We start from the raw sequence: 15,505 nt of genomic DNA, 5'->3' as shown, positions 1-15,505 counted from the left end.
GTGGTCACGTCAGGCGTGACGGGATCATTCCAGCCGGCAACCCGCCCGGGTCAGCATGTCGCGCAAGATCACCGGCGTCGCGGGTATCTGCGCCGCATTTGCCGCATCGGCCGCAACCGGGGCAAGCGCCTGCCTGACAGTTCGGTCATCAAGCTTCAGGCCTGTCTTGCAGGCCGCCTTCCCAGCCGCAAGACCGACAAGGACGCCGGCGCTCTCGCCCACGCCGGCAAGATAGGCGGTCAGCACTTGATGGGCGATGGCATTGCGCGGAGCCTCCTCGAGCATCTGCACCACCTGCGCGACCGAAATTTGCCCTCGCGTGGTCGAGGGAGCCGCCTGGGCAGGCGAGGACAGATGCGAGCAGAGGCAAGCGATAGTCAGGCCGACGCCGCGAATTCGAATGGTGGACATGATCCGATTTCCCATGAACAGTGAAGTCAGGGATTTCATTTCATAAAAAAATATTATTGTAAAACGATAATTTATTTCTATTATGCAGTATGTTTTAGGAGATCAAGATGTCTACCACCCATGCCATTTCAAGGATGGAGCGAACCAGGCGCATTCGGGTGACCGGCCGCTACATGGCTCCATTCTGCGCGATCCTTGCGATCGTCCTCGTCGGCCTCATGCTGCTCTATTGGGCGGTCATGCCCTCGGAACGGCTGCTCGCCGATGCGCGCCTCGCCGCGCCGGGATACGGCGATCTCAGCCTTGCTACGCGTATCCTCGCCTGCATGGTTTCGATGGCGCCGCTCGGCGCACTGGTCTGGGGCCTGATGCAGGCGCGCCGCACCTTCAGGTCCTTTTCGACCGGCTCCCTCTTCGAAGCCGATGCGATCCAGGGCCTGCGCGGCCTGGCGCTCGCACTCCTGGTTTCTGCGGCTGCAAGACCCTTTTGTGGTGCGGCCTTGTCGGTCATCTTGAGCTGGAACGGTTTGCCGGGCACACGCACTCTGGCGATCAGCCTCGATTCGAGCATGCTGATCGAGATCGTCTTCGCTGCGCTGGTGATGGTGATCGCCTGGATCTTGTCGGAGGCGGCCGCGATTGCGGATGAAAACGCCCAGTTCGTCTGAGTACCCACCCATGCCCATCCGCGTCCGTCTCAACGTCATGCTGGCAGAGCGCAACGTGAAATCGAAGGATCTCGCCGAACATATCGGTATCACGGAAGCGAATCTCTCCTTGCTCAAACAGGGCAAGGTCAAGGGCATCCGATTCGATACGCTGGAGAAGATTTGCGAGTATCTCGACTGCCAACCGGGCGACATTTTGCGTTTTGAGCCCGATTAGGGGCATTTCAGGCCGATTTTGCTGACTTTGCTCCCAAGGACTTTACAACCGCACCCTCTACCGCCATCTTGGAGATGTTCGCAACCAACGAAAGGAGGTGATCCAGTGTCTAACTTTACGAAGGTCCTGGGAATTTGCACTGGTTCAGCCAAGGCGGCGTCCGCCGCTTGACGTTCCGGCTGCTAAAGCCTGGATCATCCCCGGATGAGAGGTGAGCGCTTCGGTGCTCCCGGCATCCGCCAAGAACCGGCCGGCGCGCGAAGCAATTCGCGCGCCGTTGCTGTTTTAAAGGTTTCCTGCTCCGCTGCCAGAGGATCGGGCGCGTTGGAACGGAAGACGCGCATCGCCCTCGGGCGCATGGTCGCAGTGCGCCTCGCCGACGAGGCATATCCTTTACAGAAGATGAGGTCTTGGCTATCGCAGGTTCGCGCGCCCTGCCCCGCGCTCTCCAACGCAGCGGCGGCAAAGCGCCTTTCCGAGGACCTTCCGTTGAGCCCAGCCGTCACGACCTATGCCGCCCTGGTGATCGCCGTGGTCTTCGAGATCATCGCCACCTCGTTCCTCAAGGCCTCGGAGCAGTTCACCCGGCTGTGGCCGACGGTGATGATGGGGCTGTGCTACATGGCGGCCTTCTATTTTCTCTCCTACACGCTGCGCACCATACCGGTCGGCATCGCGTATGCGCTGTGGAGCGGAATCGGCATCGTCCTGATCTCGCTTGTCGGCCTCGTCGTCTTCCACCAATCGCTCGACCTGCCGGCCATCGTCGGCATCGGCCTGATCCTCGCGGGCGTGTTGATCATCAACCTGATGTCGAAGTCGGTCAGCCACTGAGCCGACCCAGCCAGCTTAGACACCCCAACGCGCCGGGCGCTTCTCCAGGAAGGCCTCGACGCCCTCGCCGGCATCCTCTTCCATCATGTTTTGTGCCATCACCTCGCCAGCAAAGGCGTAGGCCTCACCGATCGCCATCTGACGCTGGCGGTAAAACATCTGCTTGCCATAGCGCACCGCCACCGGGCTCTTGGCCAGGATCTCGGCCGTCTTGGCTGCTATAGCGGCATCGAGCTCGGCGTCCGGCACCGCCTGGTTGATCAGGCCCCAATCCGCTGCCGTCTCAGCATCGATGAAGCGGCCTGTGACCAGCATGTCGAAGGCGCGCTTGGTCGAGACGTTGCGCGACAATGCCACCGCCGGCGTGGAACAGAACAGCCCTACATTGATGCCCGAAACCGCAAATCGCGCTGCCTGCGAGGCGATAGCGAGGTCGCAACTCGCCACCAATTGACACCCTGCCGCTGTGGCGATGCCATGCACCCGCGCGATCACCGGCACGGGCAGCGCCTGGATCGCCTGCATCACCCGGCTGCATTGGGCGAACAACGCCTGATAATAATCGAGCCGGCGATTGGCGTGCATCTGACGCAGATCATGTCCGGCACAGAAGGCCTTGCCATTCGCCGCCAGCACCACGCAGCGCACTGTCCTGTCCCCGGCAATCGCGTCGAGAGCCTGCTGCAACGCCTCCAGCATGCCATCGGAGAGGGCGTTGAACTGCTGCGGCCGGTTGAGAGTGAGCGTCGTCACCCCCGCTTTGTCTTCACGCAGCAGGATCTGTTCGCAGGGGCGCTCCAATTGCGTGTTCTGGATCGAAACGGCGACGGTCATGGCAACACTCCGCAGCAGGACGGCCAGTCTACGCGCCCGGCCGCCACGATCGCAATATCAGGCTGGCTTGGCCAGCCCGACTTTACTCAGCCCGGCTTGCGGATGCGCAGCACCGTGAACAAGCGCGCAGGCGCCACCTCACGCCGCTCGATCAGTTCGGCCTGGGGTTTTCCCGCCAGCCACTCCGCCATCACGGCATAGGGAAAATAGGGCCGCCAGCCGAGCCAGCCGCCTGCACCGATAAGCGCCTTCTCTCCCCGCACGCGCCAGCCATCCTCGGCGGAGAAATGGTTGAGGATGATCATTTCGCCACCCGGCCTGGTCACGCGCCACATCTCGTCAAGTACCGCGTGAGGTGAAGGAGCGACGCTGAGAAGATAGGGGGCCAGCACCACGTCGAAGCGCCCTTCCTGGAATTCCAGGGCTTGCGCATCCATCACCCGCAGAGCCTTGACCTGGTCGAGGCTCTTGCGCTTGACCCGTTCGCGGGCAATGTCGAGCATCGGCCGGGCGAGATCGATGCCCACGATACGCAGATTGCTTGGCATCAGGACAAGCTCGAGCCCGGTTCCGACCCCCGCTACCAGCACCTCGCCATTGTTGCCTGCAACTTGGGCGACTGCCCGCGCCGCAGCCAGCCGCCCGGGATGGAACGGCCAATCAAAAAACAGATCGTAGAACCGAGCCCAGCGATAATAGGTGCGCGCGTATGACGGCTCCGCAGCCGTGTTGCTTTCTCTCCCAGCCCATTCCATCGGAAAAGCCCTTTCACCTTGCCGATCATGGCGCCATCCGGTTCAGCCGAAAGGCAATCATGACCCCTGGAGCAAAGTACGTCTAAGCGGAAACGCCGCCTTGCTCTCGCCCTTTGTTTCGACGCCTTGGCACTTCAGCCAAATCGCAAAACGCTTATCGTGGATGATGGCCGGTTTCGGTCCGGCGCCCGCCTCCCGAGCCGAATGCCGATTTTCGAGGCATCCGAACGGCGCCTCCTGCCCAACGACATGGCGCCTAGTCTATTTACGCCTCTTTCTTTTCAAACTATGACGCAAAGAGTCAAGGATTCGAATGCTCACATCCCAGATGTGGTGTCGCAGGCAGGCAGGTTACAGGGAAAACGCGCGGAGTCACCCCCGGTTCCCGCCATCGATCGGACGGCATAGGACGATATTCCGGTTCAGCGCAGGAGTTTCAACGATCCGGTGAGCGAGCGGATCCATTTCGAAGGGCCGGCAAGCCCGAGGCCATCGACCTCCTCCTCGTCGAGATCGCGCTCCGGCATGGACGTACCATAATCGGCAAAAACATGGAGGCTGCGGGCAAAGGCCGGAAACGGTACCACCGCCCGTTCTTCGATCGCCGGCAGAGCCTTGAGCATGATCGCACGGATGGTTTCGCCGTCTGCCTGCAGCACCGGAACGGGCCGGTTGGCGCTGACGTCGATGCGCCGTGCCTGTCGATCGGCAAGCTGGGTCCCCCCCAGCGCCGGCATCCGGGCACCGAGCCCGACGCAGACGGCGCCGACCGTATTGGCAACCAAGCCAATCGGCAGAGCGGGGTTGACGATGATGGCCAGGCGGATGTCGTCGCTCACGGATGTCTCCTCGCTGATGTCGAAGAGGCAGGGATAGCGCAGTCTCACCGGTCAATTTTGCCTTTTTATTCTCTAGTTGCGATAAATTTGGTAGGTCATACCCAATTTATCACTTCAGAAGGTAGAACATGCCTCGCCCTGGCTTCGAACCCGCCGATACGCGAATCCTGACCGCCTTGCAGGAGGATGGGCGTCTCACCAATCAGGACCTGGCCGACAAGGTCGGGCTTTCGACCTCGCCCTGCTGGCGGCGCGTACGAAAACTGGAGGAGGATGGTGTCATCCAGGGCTACAAGGCCGTGCTGGACCGCCGCAGGTTGGGGCTCGGCGTGCTCGCCTTCATCCGCGTGAAGATCGACAGTCACAGCGAGGCGGAAGCCGAAGCGTTCTCCGACGAGGTCCTGCGGCTTGAGGAGGTCGTAGCCTGCTATTCGATCGCCGGCGATGCCGACTTCCTGCTGCAGGTTGTGGCGGCGGACCTCGACGCCTATGCCCAATTCGCCATGGCCACCGTGCGCCGACTGCCCCGCATCAAGGAAATGCAGACGACCTTCGTGCTCAAGGAAATCAAGCCGTTCCGTTCCCTGCCGGTCGGGCTGTGACCGATCGCATACCGACAGGGCCGCTATGGTGAGGGGAGAAAGCCTCCCTCACCCAAGCATCGAATTCGTCTCAAACCACAGCGCTGACCTGGATCTCGACCAGCAGTTCCGGAGCGGCCAGGCGCGCCTGCACCGTGGCGCGCACCGGCAGATTGTCCTTGTCGACCCACTGGTCCCAGACCTCGTTCATCTGGTCGAAATGGGCGATGTCACGCAGCCAGATGCTGGCGCTGATCAGCTTGGACTTGGAGGTGCCAGCCTCGGCCAGCAACGCGTCGATCTGGGCGAGGATGTCGCGGGTCTGCCCGACGGTATCGGCCGCCTCGTCGCGGCCAGTGATGCCGGCAGTGGTGATGATGCCATTGACGATGACGGCTTCGCAGAACCGCTTGCCGGGATGCAGACGCTTGATCATGGAACACTCCTGTTGGGATGAAGGATAGGTGAGAGTCTGCTCCGCCGATCTCACAAGATGGTCTTGCCGAAGGCGGAGAGGATGAAATTGGCGCATTCGGCGCCGATAGTGGCCGGCAATTGCGCATCGATGCCGGCAACGCTGAGGGAGCGCAGCCTGCCGCTCAGCGCCGCCATCTCCATGGCCGAATGGGTCTCGCGCACGGTGATGCCGCCGATGCCGCCGCTCCAATCCGACATGTCGGTGGCGGTCGGCGAATAGCAAAGATGGAAGCCGCGCGTGCCGGCGCAGGCGATGGCGATTGCCTCGCGCATGGCATGGCGTAGTCCCACCGCGTCGATCTCGGCCATGGTATAAACACGCATACGCGAGGCCTTCAGGGCTTCGACCTCAGCTGGATGGGCATCGCGCAGGCCGAGCAGAACCACATTCTCCGCTGCGATATGGGGCGGCAGGCGAGCGAGCAGGCGGCCGAGCACGGCATTCTCCGCGGGTGCCCCCTCGCCGCCATCGGGCATCATCGCTGCTTCGGAGTCGATCCAGATCAGTCCCAGCGCATCGTGGCGTCGCCCCGCCGTCTCGATGAAGGACATGATATCGGCGCGCCGGGCGCCGGTAGACAGCACAACCGACGCCTCCGCCCCCGCTGGCTCGAAGCCCAGACGTTCGATGCGTTCTGCGACATGATGGCTGGCCAGCAGCGCACGCCCGACCTCATCCGTCTCGATCGCATAGCTCCGGCTCAGGCCCTGTTCCATCACGTCCCGCATCGGAACCTTCTCCACATATTCCGACGTCATCACTGTCAGCAGCGCCCCATAGTTCAGCCGGAAACTGACATCCTCCCCCACCGCAAGCGGTGGATCGGCGTCGGTGAGGTCGAGCACCAGATGGTCGCTGGAAGCACCCAGCACGCGCACGCCCGGCCGGGTCGGCATCAGGCCCTCGGCGATGACATCCTCCCGCCCGATATTGGCGATGCCCCGGAGGCGGTCGCCCTCATCGATGAAGATAGGCACATTGCCGAAGGCGTCGATGCCGGATTTGCCGATCGGCATGGAGGGCTTCACCTTCACCTCGAGCAGTTCGCCGGTGAGCTGGAAGGCGTCGCGGTCCAGTACCTCCCAAGGCTGCTCAAGGAAGGTGTCACGGCCACCTTGCAGAATGGCCTCGCCGATCCTGAGATTGTTGACGCCCGCCGGCATGCCACCCGCCAGCAGCAAAGGCAGCGAGGAGGAATTGCCGCCCGAGACCCAGTCGAGATGGCGGCCGGTGACGCTTTCCACCTTGTAGGCATGGGCAACCAGTTGATCGAGATTCTCCTTGGTGGGAATGATGGCGCCGAAACAGGTGAGATTGGTGCCGACGCCGGCAATCCGCACGCCGGGCAGTTCCATCACCGCCTCCACGGTCGGAATCAGGTCGCTCGGCCAGATCCCTTCCCGGAGATCGCCGAGGTCCACCATCAGGATGACGTCATGCACGCGCCCCAGCCGCTCGGCCACGCGCGAAATCTCGCGCATCAACTGAAGCTCGGACTGCAGGCTGATGTCGACCGTCCGCACCAGTTCCTCGACCCGCGAGGATGGCGGGCTGCGCAGCAGCATGATCGGGCAATCGATGCCGGCATCGCGCAGCCGGCGGATGTTCTCGAAACGCAACTCGGCGATGCCGGCAACGCCCCCCCGCAGCATGGCGCGCGCCACCTGGGGCATGCCGCAGGTGCCCTTGGTCACGCCGAAAGGCGTGATGCCCGATCCGGCGCAAGTCTCCACGATGGTACGGGCATTATGTTCGATCCGGGCGAGATCGATCGAAATCTGGGGATCCGGCATGGTGTCAGTTCCGGTAAAGCAGGCCTGTCGTGTCGATATCCGGGCGGCGCCCGGCGACGAGGTCGGCAGTGAGTTTTCCCGAGCCGCAGGCCATGGTCCAGCCGACATGGCCATGGCCGGTGTCGAGATAGAGATTGGCGTAGCGTGCCCGGCCATGCACCGGCACCGAGCCCGGCATCATCGGACGCAGCCCGGCCCAGAGTACGGCCTTGCTCTCGTCGACCGCGCCGGGGAAGAGGTCATGCGCCGTCCTGAACATGGTGGCGAAATCAGCCGGCTTATAGGTGCGGTCATAGCCGGCGAATTCGGCCGTGGAGGCGATGCGCAGCCGGCTGCCGAGGCGCGAATAGGCAATCAGCCTGTCCTCGTCGACCCCACCCATGGTCGGGCCCTTGTCGTCGTCGACCGGGATGGTGGCGGTATAGCCCTTCACCGGATAGACGGGCACGTCGATGCCGATCTTGCGGGCGAGCAGCGAGCTCTCGGGCCCGAGCGACACCACCACGGCATCGCAGGCGACCGGTCCCTGATCGGTCAGCACGGCCTTCACCCTGTCGCCTTCGACATCGAGGCCAGTCACAGTGGTCTTGAAGCGGAATTGCGCGCCGTGGCGCTCGCGGGCGAGCTCGGCAAGGCGGCGGGTGAACAGGCAGGAATCGCCTGTCTGGTCCATCGGCGAATAGACACCGCCGGCGATCTGATGCTTGACGGCGGCGAGCCCCGGCTCCAGCGCGACCAGGCGCTCGCGGTCGACCACCTCGATCTTCAGTCCACGCTCGGCGATATAGCCCATATGCTTGGCGCCGGCCTCCAGGCTCTGCTGGGAGCGGTAGAAATAGAGGATCCCCTTGCGCTTGTCGTCGTAGCTGAGGCCCGTCTCTTCCTGCAGCGCATTGATGCATTCGCGCGCATAGAAGGCCAGCCTGAGCTTCACCTCGGTATTGGCATTGGCGCGAGCCTGCGTGCATTGCAGCAGGAAGCGCCAGGTCCAGGCCAGGAAATTCGGATCGAGGCTGAAGCGAACCTTGATGCCCATGTCGGGCTTGTAGAGGGACTTGATGAAGGTCACCAGCGCCGCCGGCGACGCCCAGGCGGTGGAATCGCCGGGCGAGACCAGCCCGGCATTGCTCTGGCTGGTACCGCAGGCGACGTCGTCATGCCGCTCGATCAGCGTGACCTCATGGCCATCCCTGGCCAGATACCAGGCCGCAGCGGTGCCCACGACACCCCCTCCCAGAACGACAACCCTCATCGCGCCCTCCCAACGGAGCTTTATTCCGTATTATCAATCTATTATCGCGCCAGGTTCGTCTTTCTTCTTATCTGTAGCGACGCCGGCCGGTCAGCTTACCGTCCCCTGCTTGAAGGTCGGTGCAAACCCACCGGAATCGCCGTCGTTGAACCGGATGAAGCGCACCTCCTCCCGGAACTCCGCGCAGGATTGGTGCCAGATCACGCCGGGCCAGACCAGTTCGACCGAGGCATCCTGCGGCCGATAGAGCGCCGTATAGAGCGTTCCATACCCCCTGCCATACGAGGTCTGGTAGACGGGCGGGCGCAGGAAGCCCGCCAGAACGTTCTCGGTGCTCTGACGTACCGCCAGCGCCTTCTCGAGCGCCGCCTCCCGTTCCACCGATTTGGTGGTCTGGGCATGGCGAGCCCATTCCACGCCATGCTGGTGGTTGGTGCTGACGAGCTTTGCCACCACCTCGGCTGGACGGTCGGGATTGACATAGACGGTGGCGTGGTGGCCCTCGCGATCGATCAGCGCCACCGAATAGGACATGTGCACGGGGATGCGCCGCAGCATCTCGATCGCCTCGGCCGTGTTGGAGGCGAATTCCAGCACATAGCGCAGCACGATCGGAATGCCGAAGCCGGCCCCCGCCGCGGTCCGCCCGCCGAAGGAGAGCGAGACGGCAAGGCCATCCTCGTTGATGCCGTCGAGCACGCCCCATAAGCAATCGACCACTGCCACCACCCGCTTGCCGTTGAGGCGGGTGGCGAGCCACGAGCCCTCCAGGAGGCGCGGGCTATAGTCGTAATTGCGGATGAGCGCCGGCTCGGGATCGGTAATGATCGCCTGGGAGCAGCCGCCGACATAGACCGGCGGGCACCACATCGACAGGAAGCGCGCCTCCAGGTCGCCGTCGCCCGCCGCTGAGACGATTGCCTCATAGGCCGGAAGCAGTTCCGGCATATGGGCGCGCAGCGCCTTCAGGCTTGCCAGGTAGGTCGGGCGAGCCCTGATGCCGTCGCGCATGAACCAGCGGCTATAGGCATGCCAGTGCCGGTCGAACAGCTGGCGCCACTTGGCGCCGGGCTGGTCCTCTTCCACGGCTTCGAACAGGAGATCCATGATGGCACTTACAGGATCTTGAAGGAGCCGGCCGACGGCGTGTCGTCACGCTGGACCTCCGTCAGAGGCTTGGTGGCGTAGAGCCGCTTGATGCCCTTGATCCAGTTCAGCGCCCGCTCGTTCAGGTCGAACTCATCGTTCATCACCCGGCCTCGCGTGATCAGGATGCCGAGATCAGCGCCTTCATAGCGATAGTCACCGGGACCCGTGATACGCAGGAAGAAGGCCTCCTGCTCGTTCTCGATGGCCTGGCGGTGATAGTCGAAGCGGTCGTAGGACACGCTCCCATCGGGCGCCATGCGATAAATGCCCGACGAGGGCGCATGGGTGACGATATCGACGATATTGTCGGTCGCCTTGATCACCACCTGCGACCAGCTATCGATGAACTCCTTTTGCGCCCAGCGATTGTTCAGCTCTTCGACATCGATCTTGTATTTGATGCCGGAGAACTCCATCAGATGGAACATGAACAGCGGCGCGTCGGCATAGGCGAAGGCGGCGTGGTTGGTCATCGAACTGGCGCCGCAGATGCGCGGATTGAGTTCGCCCAGATAGACCTCGTTGTCCTTGACGTCGATCAGGAAGTCGAGGTCGAAATAACCGCGATAGCCTTCCTTCACCAGCTGGTTGCCGAAGCGATAGGCCATGTCGCGCGCCTTGGCGCGGATGGTCTCGGAGAAGGCGCCGGGGAAGATCTCGTTGCCGCACCAGCCGCCCTTATAGGGCGTCAACTCGGGCTGGCCGACGACTTCCGTGAGCAGCGGGCCGACCAGCGTGCCAGACTTGGTGGCGCAAGCCTCCATGGTCGCGCCACGGCACTTGATCCGCTTCATGATCTTGACCTCGTCCTCGGCCGAGATCTCCTTGGCATGCTTGTTGTATTCTTCCTCATTGGAAATGAAGAAGGTGGTGTGGCCGCTGTCGCCGAAGGCGGTCTGGATCACCAGGTCGGTGCCGATGCCGGCCTTCTTGGCGGCGGCCAGCAATTCTTCATAGCTCTTGGCACCGGCCAGCGTGTTCGGCACGGAAGGCACATTGGCCTTGTTGCCGATGCGCACCGTTTCCATCTTGTTGTCGCAGCGCTGGCGCAGCGACGCCTTGGGGAACCAGACCTCGATGCCGAGATCGTTGCAGATCTCCTCGGTCGTCTCGTCGAACATCAGGAAGGTCGCAACGGCGCGGCCGCCGCGGCGCTTGATGTAGTCGATCACTTCCTTGTGCTGGAGAAGATAGTTGTTGATGTCCTCGATGCTCTCGAATTCAGCATGAGGGATCTCGCTGGGAACGAAGACGTTGGGGTGGCGCCCATCAAAGCAATCGATATAGCTGATGAACTTGAAATTCCTGACCCATTCATCAATACCGATCAGGTTGAAATTCGTCGCCGATATGAAATAGATCGGCTGCTCGTTGCGATGCATGACAACGCGCAGATCGGCAACATTACGAATGGTCTTCATTGCGAACCCCTTATGCTTTCCTGATCTTATCTTGTGCTTTTTCTTATGCTTTTTCTTTGGCATACGGTCAGAACCTAGCAAACTCGCTCGCTACAACACCATATCCGATTCCGAAATCGGGTATGGTGCCGTAGGCCTTTGTTGTTGCATCGTTTTTTCCCGAAAACCGGCATGCACTTTTCGGCACGATGCTCTAGCGTGTCAAGCGCGTCGTGACGTGCTTCACGTCCAGATAGGACGACATCCCCCAGGGACCGAGCTCGCGCCCGATGCCGCTGGCCTTGAAGCCGCCCCATGACGTCTGGACGAAGATCGCCTGCGGGCTGTTGATCCAGACATGGCCTGATTCCAGCGCATCGGCGACGCGATTGGCCTTGTCCTCGTCGGAGCTGACGACGGTGGCCACCAAGCCGAAATCGCTGTCATTGGCGAGCCTGATGGCCTCGGCCTCGCTGTCGAAGCTGCGCATGCACAAGACCGGGCCGAAGATCTCCTCCCGCCAGAGCGGGCTGTCGGCGGGAACGTCGCCGAAGATGGTCGGCTCGACGAACCAGCCCTGATCCAATCCTGCCGGCTCGCCACCGCCGGTCAGCAGCTTCAATCCATCCGCCTTGCCGCGCTCGATATAGGACAGCACCTTGTCGTGCTGGGCCTTCATAGTGATCGGGCCTATCTCAGTCCCCTCATCAAGCGGATCGCCGGGCTTGAGAGCACGTGCCGCCGCCACGACTGCCTCGATCAGCCTGGGGGCGATCGAGCGTTCGACCAGAAGGCGCGAGGTCGCCGAGCACATCTGGCCGGCATTGAAGAAGATACCGCCCAGCACGCATTCCACCGCCTGGTCGAAATCGGCATCGTCGAAGACGACGATCGGCGACTTGCCGCCGAGTTCCAGGCTGACCGATTTGGTACCGGGCGCCCCGGCTGCCATCACCCGGGCACCCACGGCGTTGGAGCCGGTGAAGGAAATCTTCGCAACATCGGGATGCACCGTCATCGGCGCGCCCACCCGCTCGCCGGTGCCGGTGACGATGTTGAGCACGCCGGGCGGCAGGCCGATTTCGGCGGCGATCACGCCCAGCTCAAGCTCGACCACCGGCGTGATCTCGGACGGCTTTAGCACCACGGTACAGCCGGCGGCCAGCGCGGGCGCCACCTTCCAGGAGGTCGTTACCAGCGGGAAATTCCAGGGCACGATCAGGCTGGCGATCCCAGCAGGCTCGCGGCGCAGGCGCGCGCCGAAGGCCGCATCCGGCACGGGGACGTTGCGGTTCTGATTGGCTTCGAGGTCGGCGGCCAGCTCGGCATAATAGGCAAAGGACGCGGCCGCATCCGCCATATCAATGCGCGCCTCACCGAGCGGCTTGCCATTATTGCGCGAGGAGATGCGGGCCAGTTCTTCCGCCCGCTCGGTCAGTCTGTCGGCAATGGCCTTGAGATGGCGCCCGCGCTCGCGCCCGCCGGCGGCGCGCCAGGCTGGGAAAGCCGCCTTGGCCGCCTCGACGGCCTTGGCGACGTCGGCCGGACCGGCCGCCGCGACCTGATGATAGGCAATGCCCCGATAGGGATCGAAGACCGGGATCTGCCCGGGCTCGACCGGATCCTGCCAGCGACCGTCGATGAAGAGCTGGTGCTGCATGCCCAGCCTCACTGCGCCAGCGCCGAAGCCAACGGCGAGCCCGCTCGGATCTCGATCACGGTGGGCACGTCGCGTGTCGTGGAGGCAGCAAGTTCCTGCGTCAGTTCCTCGATGGAGGCGGGCAACGCCGCCGCGCATCCCAGCGCGCGCGACAGGCCAACGAAATCCGGTGTGAAGATGTCGACGCCGATCTGCGGAATGTCGCGTTCGGCCATGAAGGCCTTGATCTCGCCATAGGAGGTATTGTTCCAGATGATCACCACCGCCGCGATCTTGGCTTCAACCGCGCTGGCCAGTTCCTGCAGGGAGAATTGCAGGCCGCCATCGCCGATCAGGCAGACGGAGGGCCGGTTGGGCGCACCCAGCTTGGCCCCGAAGGCCGCCGGAAGGCCATAGCCAAGCGTGCCGTATCCGGTGGAGGAATTGAAATAGGACCGGGGCTGGGGCGCCTGGTAGAACTGGTTGACGGCATAGACCGGTTCAGTCTGATCGCCGGCGACCACCGCCTCCGGCAGCACCTTGGTTACGATCTCCATCAGCCTGGCATGCGTACGACAGGCCGGCCACAGTCCTTCCTCGACCTTGGCGCGCACCGCTTTGGCGCGCGCCTCGCCATCGCCTATCGGGCGTCCTTCGCCAAGAACTGCCAAAAGCGCTGCGGCGGCCAATTTGGCATCGGCGGCGATCGGCAGGTCACAGCGCAGGCCGGCCGCAAGCTGGAGCGGATCGATGTCGATCCGGATCAGCGGCCCGCCGAATTTGAGCGTCTGGGGTTCGGGATACATTTCCGTCTCGCCGAACTCGGTACCGATAGCGAGGATCGCATCGCTCGCCGCCAGTTCCGCCAGCAGGGGTGCCATGCCGAGATTGCCGTTGAGGGCGAGCGGATGACCGGGCTCGAGAATACCCCGGCCATTGATGGTGGTAAAAACAGGCGCATCGAGCATGCCGGCAATGGCGGTGATCTCAGCCGCCGCATCGGCGGCGCCGCCGCCTGCCACGATGAGCGGACGCCTGGCGCCCTTGAGAATTGCCGCGGCCTTCTCGATATCAGCCACACCGGCGGAGGCCTTGGCCGGCAAGGGCCAAGCCTGCGTCGACAGATGGTCGGCCGGCGCGACGATGATGTCGAGAGGGATCTCGATATGCACGGGCCGGGGACGCTGCGAGTTGAACACGGTGAAGGCGCGCGCCATCACCTCAGGAAGCTGGTTGGGATCGAGTAGCGTATGGCTGAAGGCGCTTACGCCGGCTACCAGATTGCGTTGGGAGGGCAGCTCATGCAGCCGCCCTTGCCCCATTGCCAACTGATCCCGGGCGTTCACCGCGGAGATGACCAGCATCGGCACCGAATCCGCATAGGCCTGGCCCATGGCGGTGGCGATATTGGTCATGCCAGGACCTGTCACGATGAAACACACGCCAGGCTTGCCCGTCACCCGGGCATAACCATCCGCCATGAAGCCGGCGCCCTGTTCGTGGCGCGGGGTGACATGGCGGATCTTCGTGGCCGGCAGGCCGCGATAGAGCTCCACCGTGTGCACGCCGGGTATGCCGAAGATCAGATCGACGCCATAGGACTCCAGCAGCCTGACAAGATATTCGCCGGTGGTGAGGGACGGGCCTGACATGTGATGCACCGATTGTTGGGATTATCGCCTCTGCACGCCGGGAAGCACGCAGAGCATTTCGAACAGGAGATTGGCCGCCGTGATCGCGGTATTGCCGGCCGGATCATAGGGCGGCGACACTTCGACGAGATCGCAGCCGACCAGGTTCAGTCCCCAGCAGCCACGGATGATTTCGAGCGCCTGGATGGTGGTGAGCCCGCCGATTTCCGGCGTGCCGGTGCCAGGGGCGATGCTGGGATCGAGGCTGTCGATATCGTAGGTCAGATAAACAGGCCCGTTTCCGACCTGGGCGCGGACTTCCTCCATCAACGGCGTCAGCGACTTGTGCCAGCACTCCTCGGCCTGCACCACACGGAAACCCTGTTCGCGCGGCCAGTCGAAGTCGTCGGCAGCATAGCCGGTACCGCGCACGCCGATCTGCACACAGCGCTTGGTATCAAGTACGCCTGCTTCCACAGCACGGCGGAAGGGCGTGCCGTGGGCGATGGGCTCACCGAACATGTGCTCGTTGATGTCGGCATGGGCGTCGATATGAATCAGGCCGACGGGGCCGTATTTCTCGGCCATGGCCCGCAGGATCGGGTAGCTCAGCGTATGGTCACCGCCCAGCGTCAGCGGACGGCAGCCATTCTTGATGATCTCGCGATAGGCGTTGGTGATGATGTCGACGCATTTGGGCAGGTTGAAGGTGTCGATGGCGACGTCGCCGATATCGGCGACCTGCAGGCTGTCGAACGGGGCAGCACGGGTCGCCATGTTGTAGGGGCGGATCATGCAGGATTCGGTGCGGATCTGCCGCGGCCCGAAACGCGTGCCCGGCCGATTCGAGGTGCCGATATCCATGGGAATGCCGACGAAACAGGCGTCCAGCCCATCCGTGGTCGGCTGCGTCGGCAGCCGCATCATGGTGGCGGGGCCGCCGAAACGCGGCATCTCGTTTCCACCGAGCGGCTGGTTGAAGGATCTGGCTGTCATGACTTCCTCCGATGGAGCCGGCGGCCGC

General features: G+C 63.1%; 16 protein-coding genes. 4 read left to right on the top strand and 12 right to left on the bottom strand.

Annotation, left to right across the window (positions count from 1 at the left end; all coding sequences use genetic code 11):
* Positions 1 to 24: 24 nt before the first annotated feature.
* Complete coding sequence (locus ACR9ZN_RS34085) at positions 25 to 411, bottom strand: chlorophyllide reductase (RefSeq protein ID WP_441772520.1); 387 nt, start codon at positions 409 to 411, stop codon at positions 25 to 27.
* A gap of 107 nt (positions 412 to 518) precedes the next feature.
* On the opposite strand from ACR9ZN_RS34085, the gene ACR9ZN_RS34080 reads away from it, so the two are divergent.
* The 3 genes from ACR9ZN_RS34080 to ACR9ZN_RS34070 all read left to right on the top strand — a co-directional run bounded on the left by ACR9ZN_RS34080 (position 519) and on the right by ACR9ZN_RS34070 (position 2,130).
* Complete coding sequence (locus ACR9ZN_RS34080) at positions 519 to 1,079, top strand: DUF2975 domain-containing protein (protein ID WP_454813631.1); 561 nt, start codon at positions 519 to 521, stop codon at positions 1,077 to 1,079.
* 10 nt (positions 1,080 to 1,089) lie between these two features.
* Complete coding sequence (locus ACR9ZN_RS34075; protein WP_454813629.1) at positions 1,090 to 1,296, top strand: helix-turn-helix domain-containing protein; 207 nt, start codon at positions 1,090 to 1,092, stop codon at positions 1,294 to 1,296.
* A gap of 204 nt (positions 1,297 to 1,500) precedes the next feature.
* Positions 1,501 to 2,130: a DMT family transporter gene (locus ACR9ZN_RS34070; protein ID WP_481274308.1), complete on the top strand. Its 630-nt coding sequence runs from the start codon at positions 1,501 to 1,503 to the stop codon at positions 2,128 to 2,130.
* A gap of 15 nt (positions 2,131 to 2,145) precedes the next feature.
* Here the strand turns inward: ACR9ZN_RS34070 and ACR9ZN_RS34065 are convergent, their stop codons facing one another.
* From ACR9ZN_RS34065 to ACR9ZN_RS34055, 3 genes are all read right to left on the bottom strand, one after another.
* On the bottom strand, positions 2,146 to 2,964 hold the full coding sequence (locus ACR9ZN_RS34065; protein ID WP_481274307.1) for an enoyl-CoA hydratase: 819 nt from the start codon (positions 2,962 to 2,964) through the stop codon (positions 2,146 to 2,148).
* A gap of 86 nt (positions 2,965 to 3,050) precedes the next feature.
* Entirely contained in the window at positions 3,051 to 3,719 is a 669-nt protein-coding gene (locus ACR9ZN_RS34060) for a class I SAM-dependent methyltransferase (protein WP_481274306.1), read from the bottom strand.
* A 422-nt stretch (positions 3,720 to 4,141) separates the two neighbouring features.
* Positions 4,142 to 4,558 carry a DUF2000 domain-containing protein gene (locus ACR9ZN_RS34055; protein ID WP_481274305.1) on the bottom strand — a complete coding sequence of 139 codons (417 nt, stop codon included), beginning with the start codon at positions 4,556 to 4,558 and terminating at the stop codon, positions 4,142 to 4,144.
* 128 nt (positions 4,559 to 4,686) lie between these two features.
* Between ACR9ZN_RS34055 and ACR9ZN_RS34050 the strand changes: the two genes are divergently transcribed.
* Complete coding sequence (locus ACR9ZN_RS34050) at positions 4,687 to 5,160, top strand: Lrp/AsnC family transcriptional regulator (protein WP_454813626.1); 474 nt, start codon at positions 4,687 to 4,689, stop codon at positions 5,158 to 5,160.
* Positions 5,161 to 5,230: 70 nt separating this feature from the next.
* Here the strand turns inward: ACR9ZN_RS34050 and ACR9ZN_RS34045 are convergent, their stop codons facing one another.
* From ACR9ZN_RS34045 to speB, 8 genes are all read right to left on the bottom strand, one after another.
* Positions 5,231 to 5,575 carry a RidA family protein gene (locus tag ACR9ZN_RS34045; RefSeq protein WP_481274304.1) on the bottom strand — a complete coding sequence of 115 codons (345 nt, stop codon included), beginning with the start codon at positions 5,573 to 5,575 and terminating at the stop codon, positions 5,231 to 5,233.
* Positions 5,576 to 5,625: 50 nt separating this feature from the next.
* Entirely contained in the window at positions 5,626 to 7,410 is a 1,785-nt protein-coding gene (locus ACR9ZN_RS34040; protein ID WP_481274303.1) for an alanine racemase, read from the bottom strand.
* Between the two features lie 4 nt (positions 7,411 to 7,414).
* Entirely contained in the window at positions 7,415 to 8,662 is a 1,248-nt protein-coding gene (locus ACR9ZN_RS34035) for a D-amino acid dehydrogenase (protein WP_434956007.1), read from the bottom strand.
* Between the two features lie 90 nt (positions 8,663 to 8,752).
* Positions 8,753 to 9,769: a C45 family autoproteolytic acyltransferase/hydolase gene (locus tag ACR9ZN_RS34030; RefSeq protein WP_481274302.1), complete on the bottom strand. Its 1,017-nt coding sequence runs from the start codon at positions 9,767 to 9,769 to the stop codon at positions 8,753 to 8,755.
* A gap of 8 nt (positions 9,770 to 9,777) precedes the next feature.
* Complete coding sequence (locus ACR9ZN_RS34025; RefSeq protein WP_434956005.1) at positions 9,778 to 11,232, bottom strand: biotin carboxylase; 1,455 nt, start codon at positions 11,230 to 11,232, stop codon at positions 9,778 to 9,780.
* 193 nt (positions 11,233 to 11,425) lie between these two features.
* On the bottom strand, positions 11,426 to 12,871 hold the full coding sequence (locus ACR9ZN_RS34020) for an aldehyde dehydrogenase family protein (protein WP_481274301.1): 1,446 nt from the start codon (positions 12,869 to 12,871) through the stop codon (positions 11,426 to 11,428).
* Positions 12,872 to 12,879: 8 nt separating this feature from the next.
* On the bottom strand, positions 12,880 to 14,502 hold the full coding sequence (locus ACR9ZN_RS34015; RefSeq protein ID WP_481274300.1) for a 5-guanidino-2-oxopentanoate decarboxylase: 1,623 nt from the start codon (positions 14,500 to 14,502) through the stop codon (positions 12,880 to 12,882).
* A 21-nt stretch (positions 14,503 to 14,523) separates the two neighbouring features.
* A complete protein-coding gene (gene speB / locus ACR9ZN_RS34010; protein WP_434956002.1) occupies positions 14,524 to 15,477 on the bottom strand; it encodes an agmatinase in 954 nt (317 codons plus the stop codon).
* Positions 15,478 to 15,505 lie beyond the last annotated feature (28 nt).

The sequence above is a fragment of the Labrys sp. HAY1-8F genome, assembly GCF_056754975.1.
Note: the sequence above shows the minus strand (reverse complement) of the source record. Positions and strands in the feature narration are given on the sequence as shown.

Coding starts and splice junctions, on each gene's coding strand:
- ACR9ZN_RS34085 (WP_441772520.1), bottom strand. CDS start 411: ATGTCCACCATTCGAATTCGCGGCGTCGGCCTGACTATCGCTTGCCTC.
- ACR9ZN_RS34080 (WP_454813631.1), top strand. CDS start 519: ATGTCTACCACCCATGCCATTTCAAGGATGGAGCGAACCAGGCGCATT.
- ACR9ZN_RS34075 (WP_454813629.1), top strand. CDS start 1,090: ATGCCCATCCGCGTCCGTCTCAACGTCATGCTGGCAGAGCGCAACGTG.
- ACR9ZN_RS34070 (WP_481274308.1), top strand. CDS start 1,501: ATGAGAGGTGAGCGCTTCGGTGCTCCCGGCATCCGCCAAGAACCGGCC.
- ACR9ZN_RS34065 (WP_481274307.1), bottom strand. CDS start 2,964: ATGACCGTCGCCGTTTCGATCCAGAACACGCAATTGGAGCGCCCCTGC.
- ACR9ZN_RS34060 (WP_481274306.1), bottom strand. CDS start 3,719: ATGGAATGGGCTGGGAGAGAAAGCAACACGGCTGCGGAGCCGTCATAC.
- ACR9ZN_RS34050 (WP_454813626.1), top strand. CDS start 4,687: ATGCCTCGCCCTGGCTTCGAACCCGCCGATACGCGAATCCTGACCGCC.
- ACR9ZN_RS34045 (WP_481274304.1), bottom strand. CDS start 5,575: ATGATCAAGCGTCTGCATCCCGGCAAGCGGTTCTGCGAAGCCGTCATC.
- ACR9ZN_RS34040 (WP_481274303.1), bottom strand. CDS start 7,410: ATGCCGGATCCCCAGATTTCGATCGATCTCGCCCGGATCGAACATAAT.
- ACR9ZN_RS34035 (WP_434956007.1), bottom strand. CDS start 8,662: ATGAGGGTTGTCGTTCTGGGAGGGGGTGTCGTGGGCACCGCTGCGGCC.
- ACR9ZN_RS34030 (WP_481274302.1), bottom strand. CDS start 9,769: ATGGATCTCCTGTTCGAAGCCGTGGAAGAGGACCAGCCCGGCGCCAAG.
- ACR9ZN_RS34025 (WP_434956005.1), bottom strand. CDS start 11,232: ATGAAGACCATTCGTAATGTTGCCGATCTGCGCGTTGTCATGCATCGC.
- ACR9ZN_RS34020 (WP_481274301.1), bottom strand. CDS start 12,871: ATGCAGCACCAGCTCTTCATCGACGGTCGCTGGCAGGATCCGGTCGAG.
- ACR9ZN_RS34015 (WP_481274300.1), bottom strand. CDS start 14,502: ATGTCAGGCCCGTCCCTCACCACCGGCGAATATCTTGTCAGGCTGCTG.
- speB (WP_434956002.1), bottom strand. CDS start 15,477: ATGACAGCCAGATCCTTCAACCAGCCGCTCGGTGGAAACGAGATGCCG.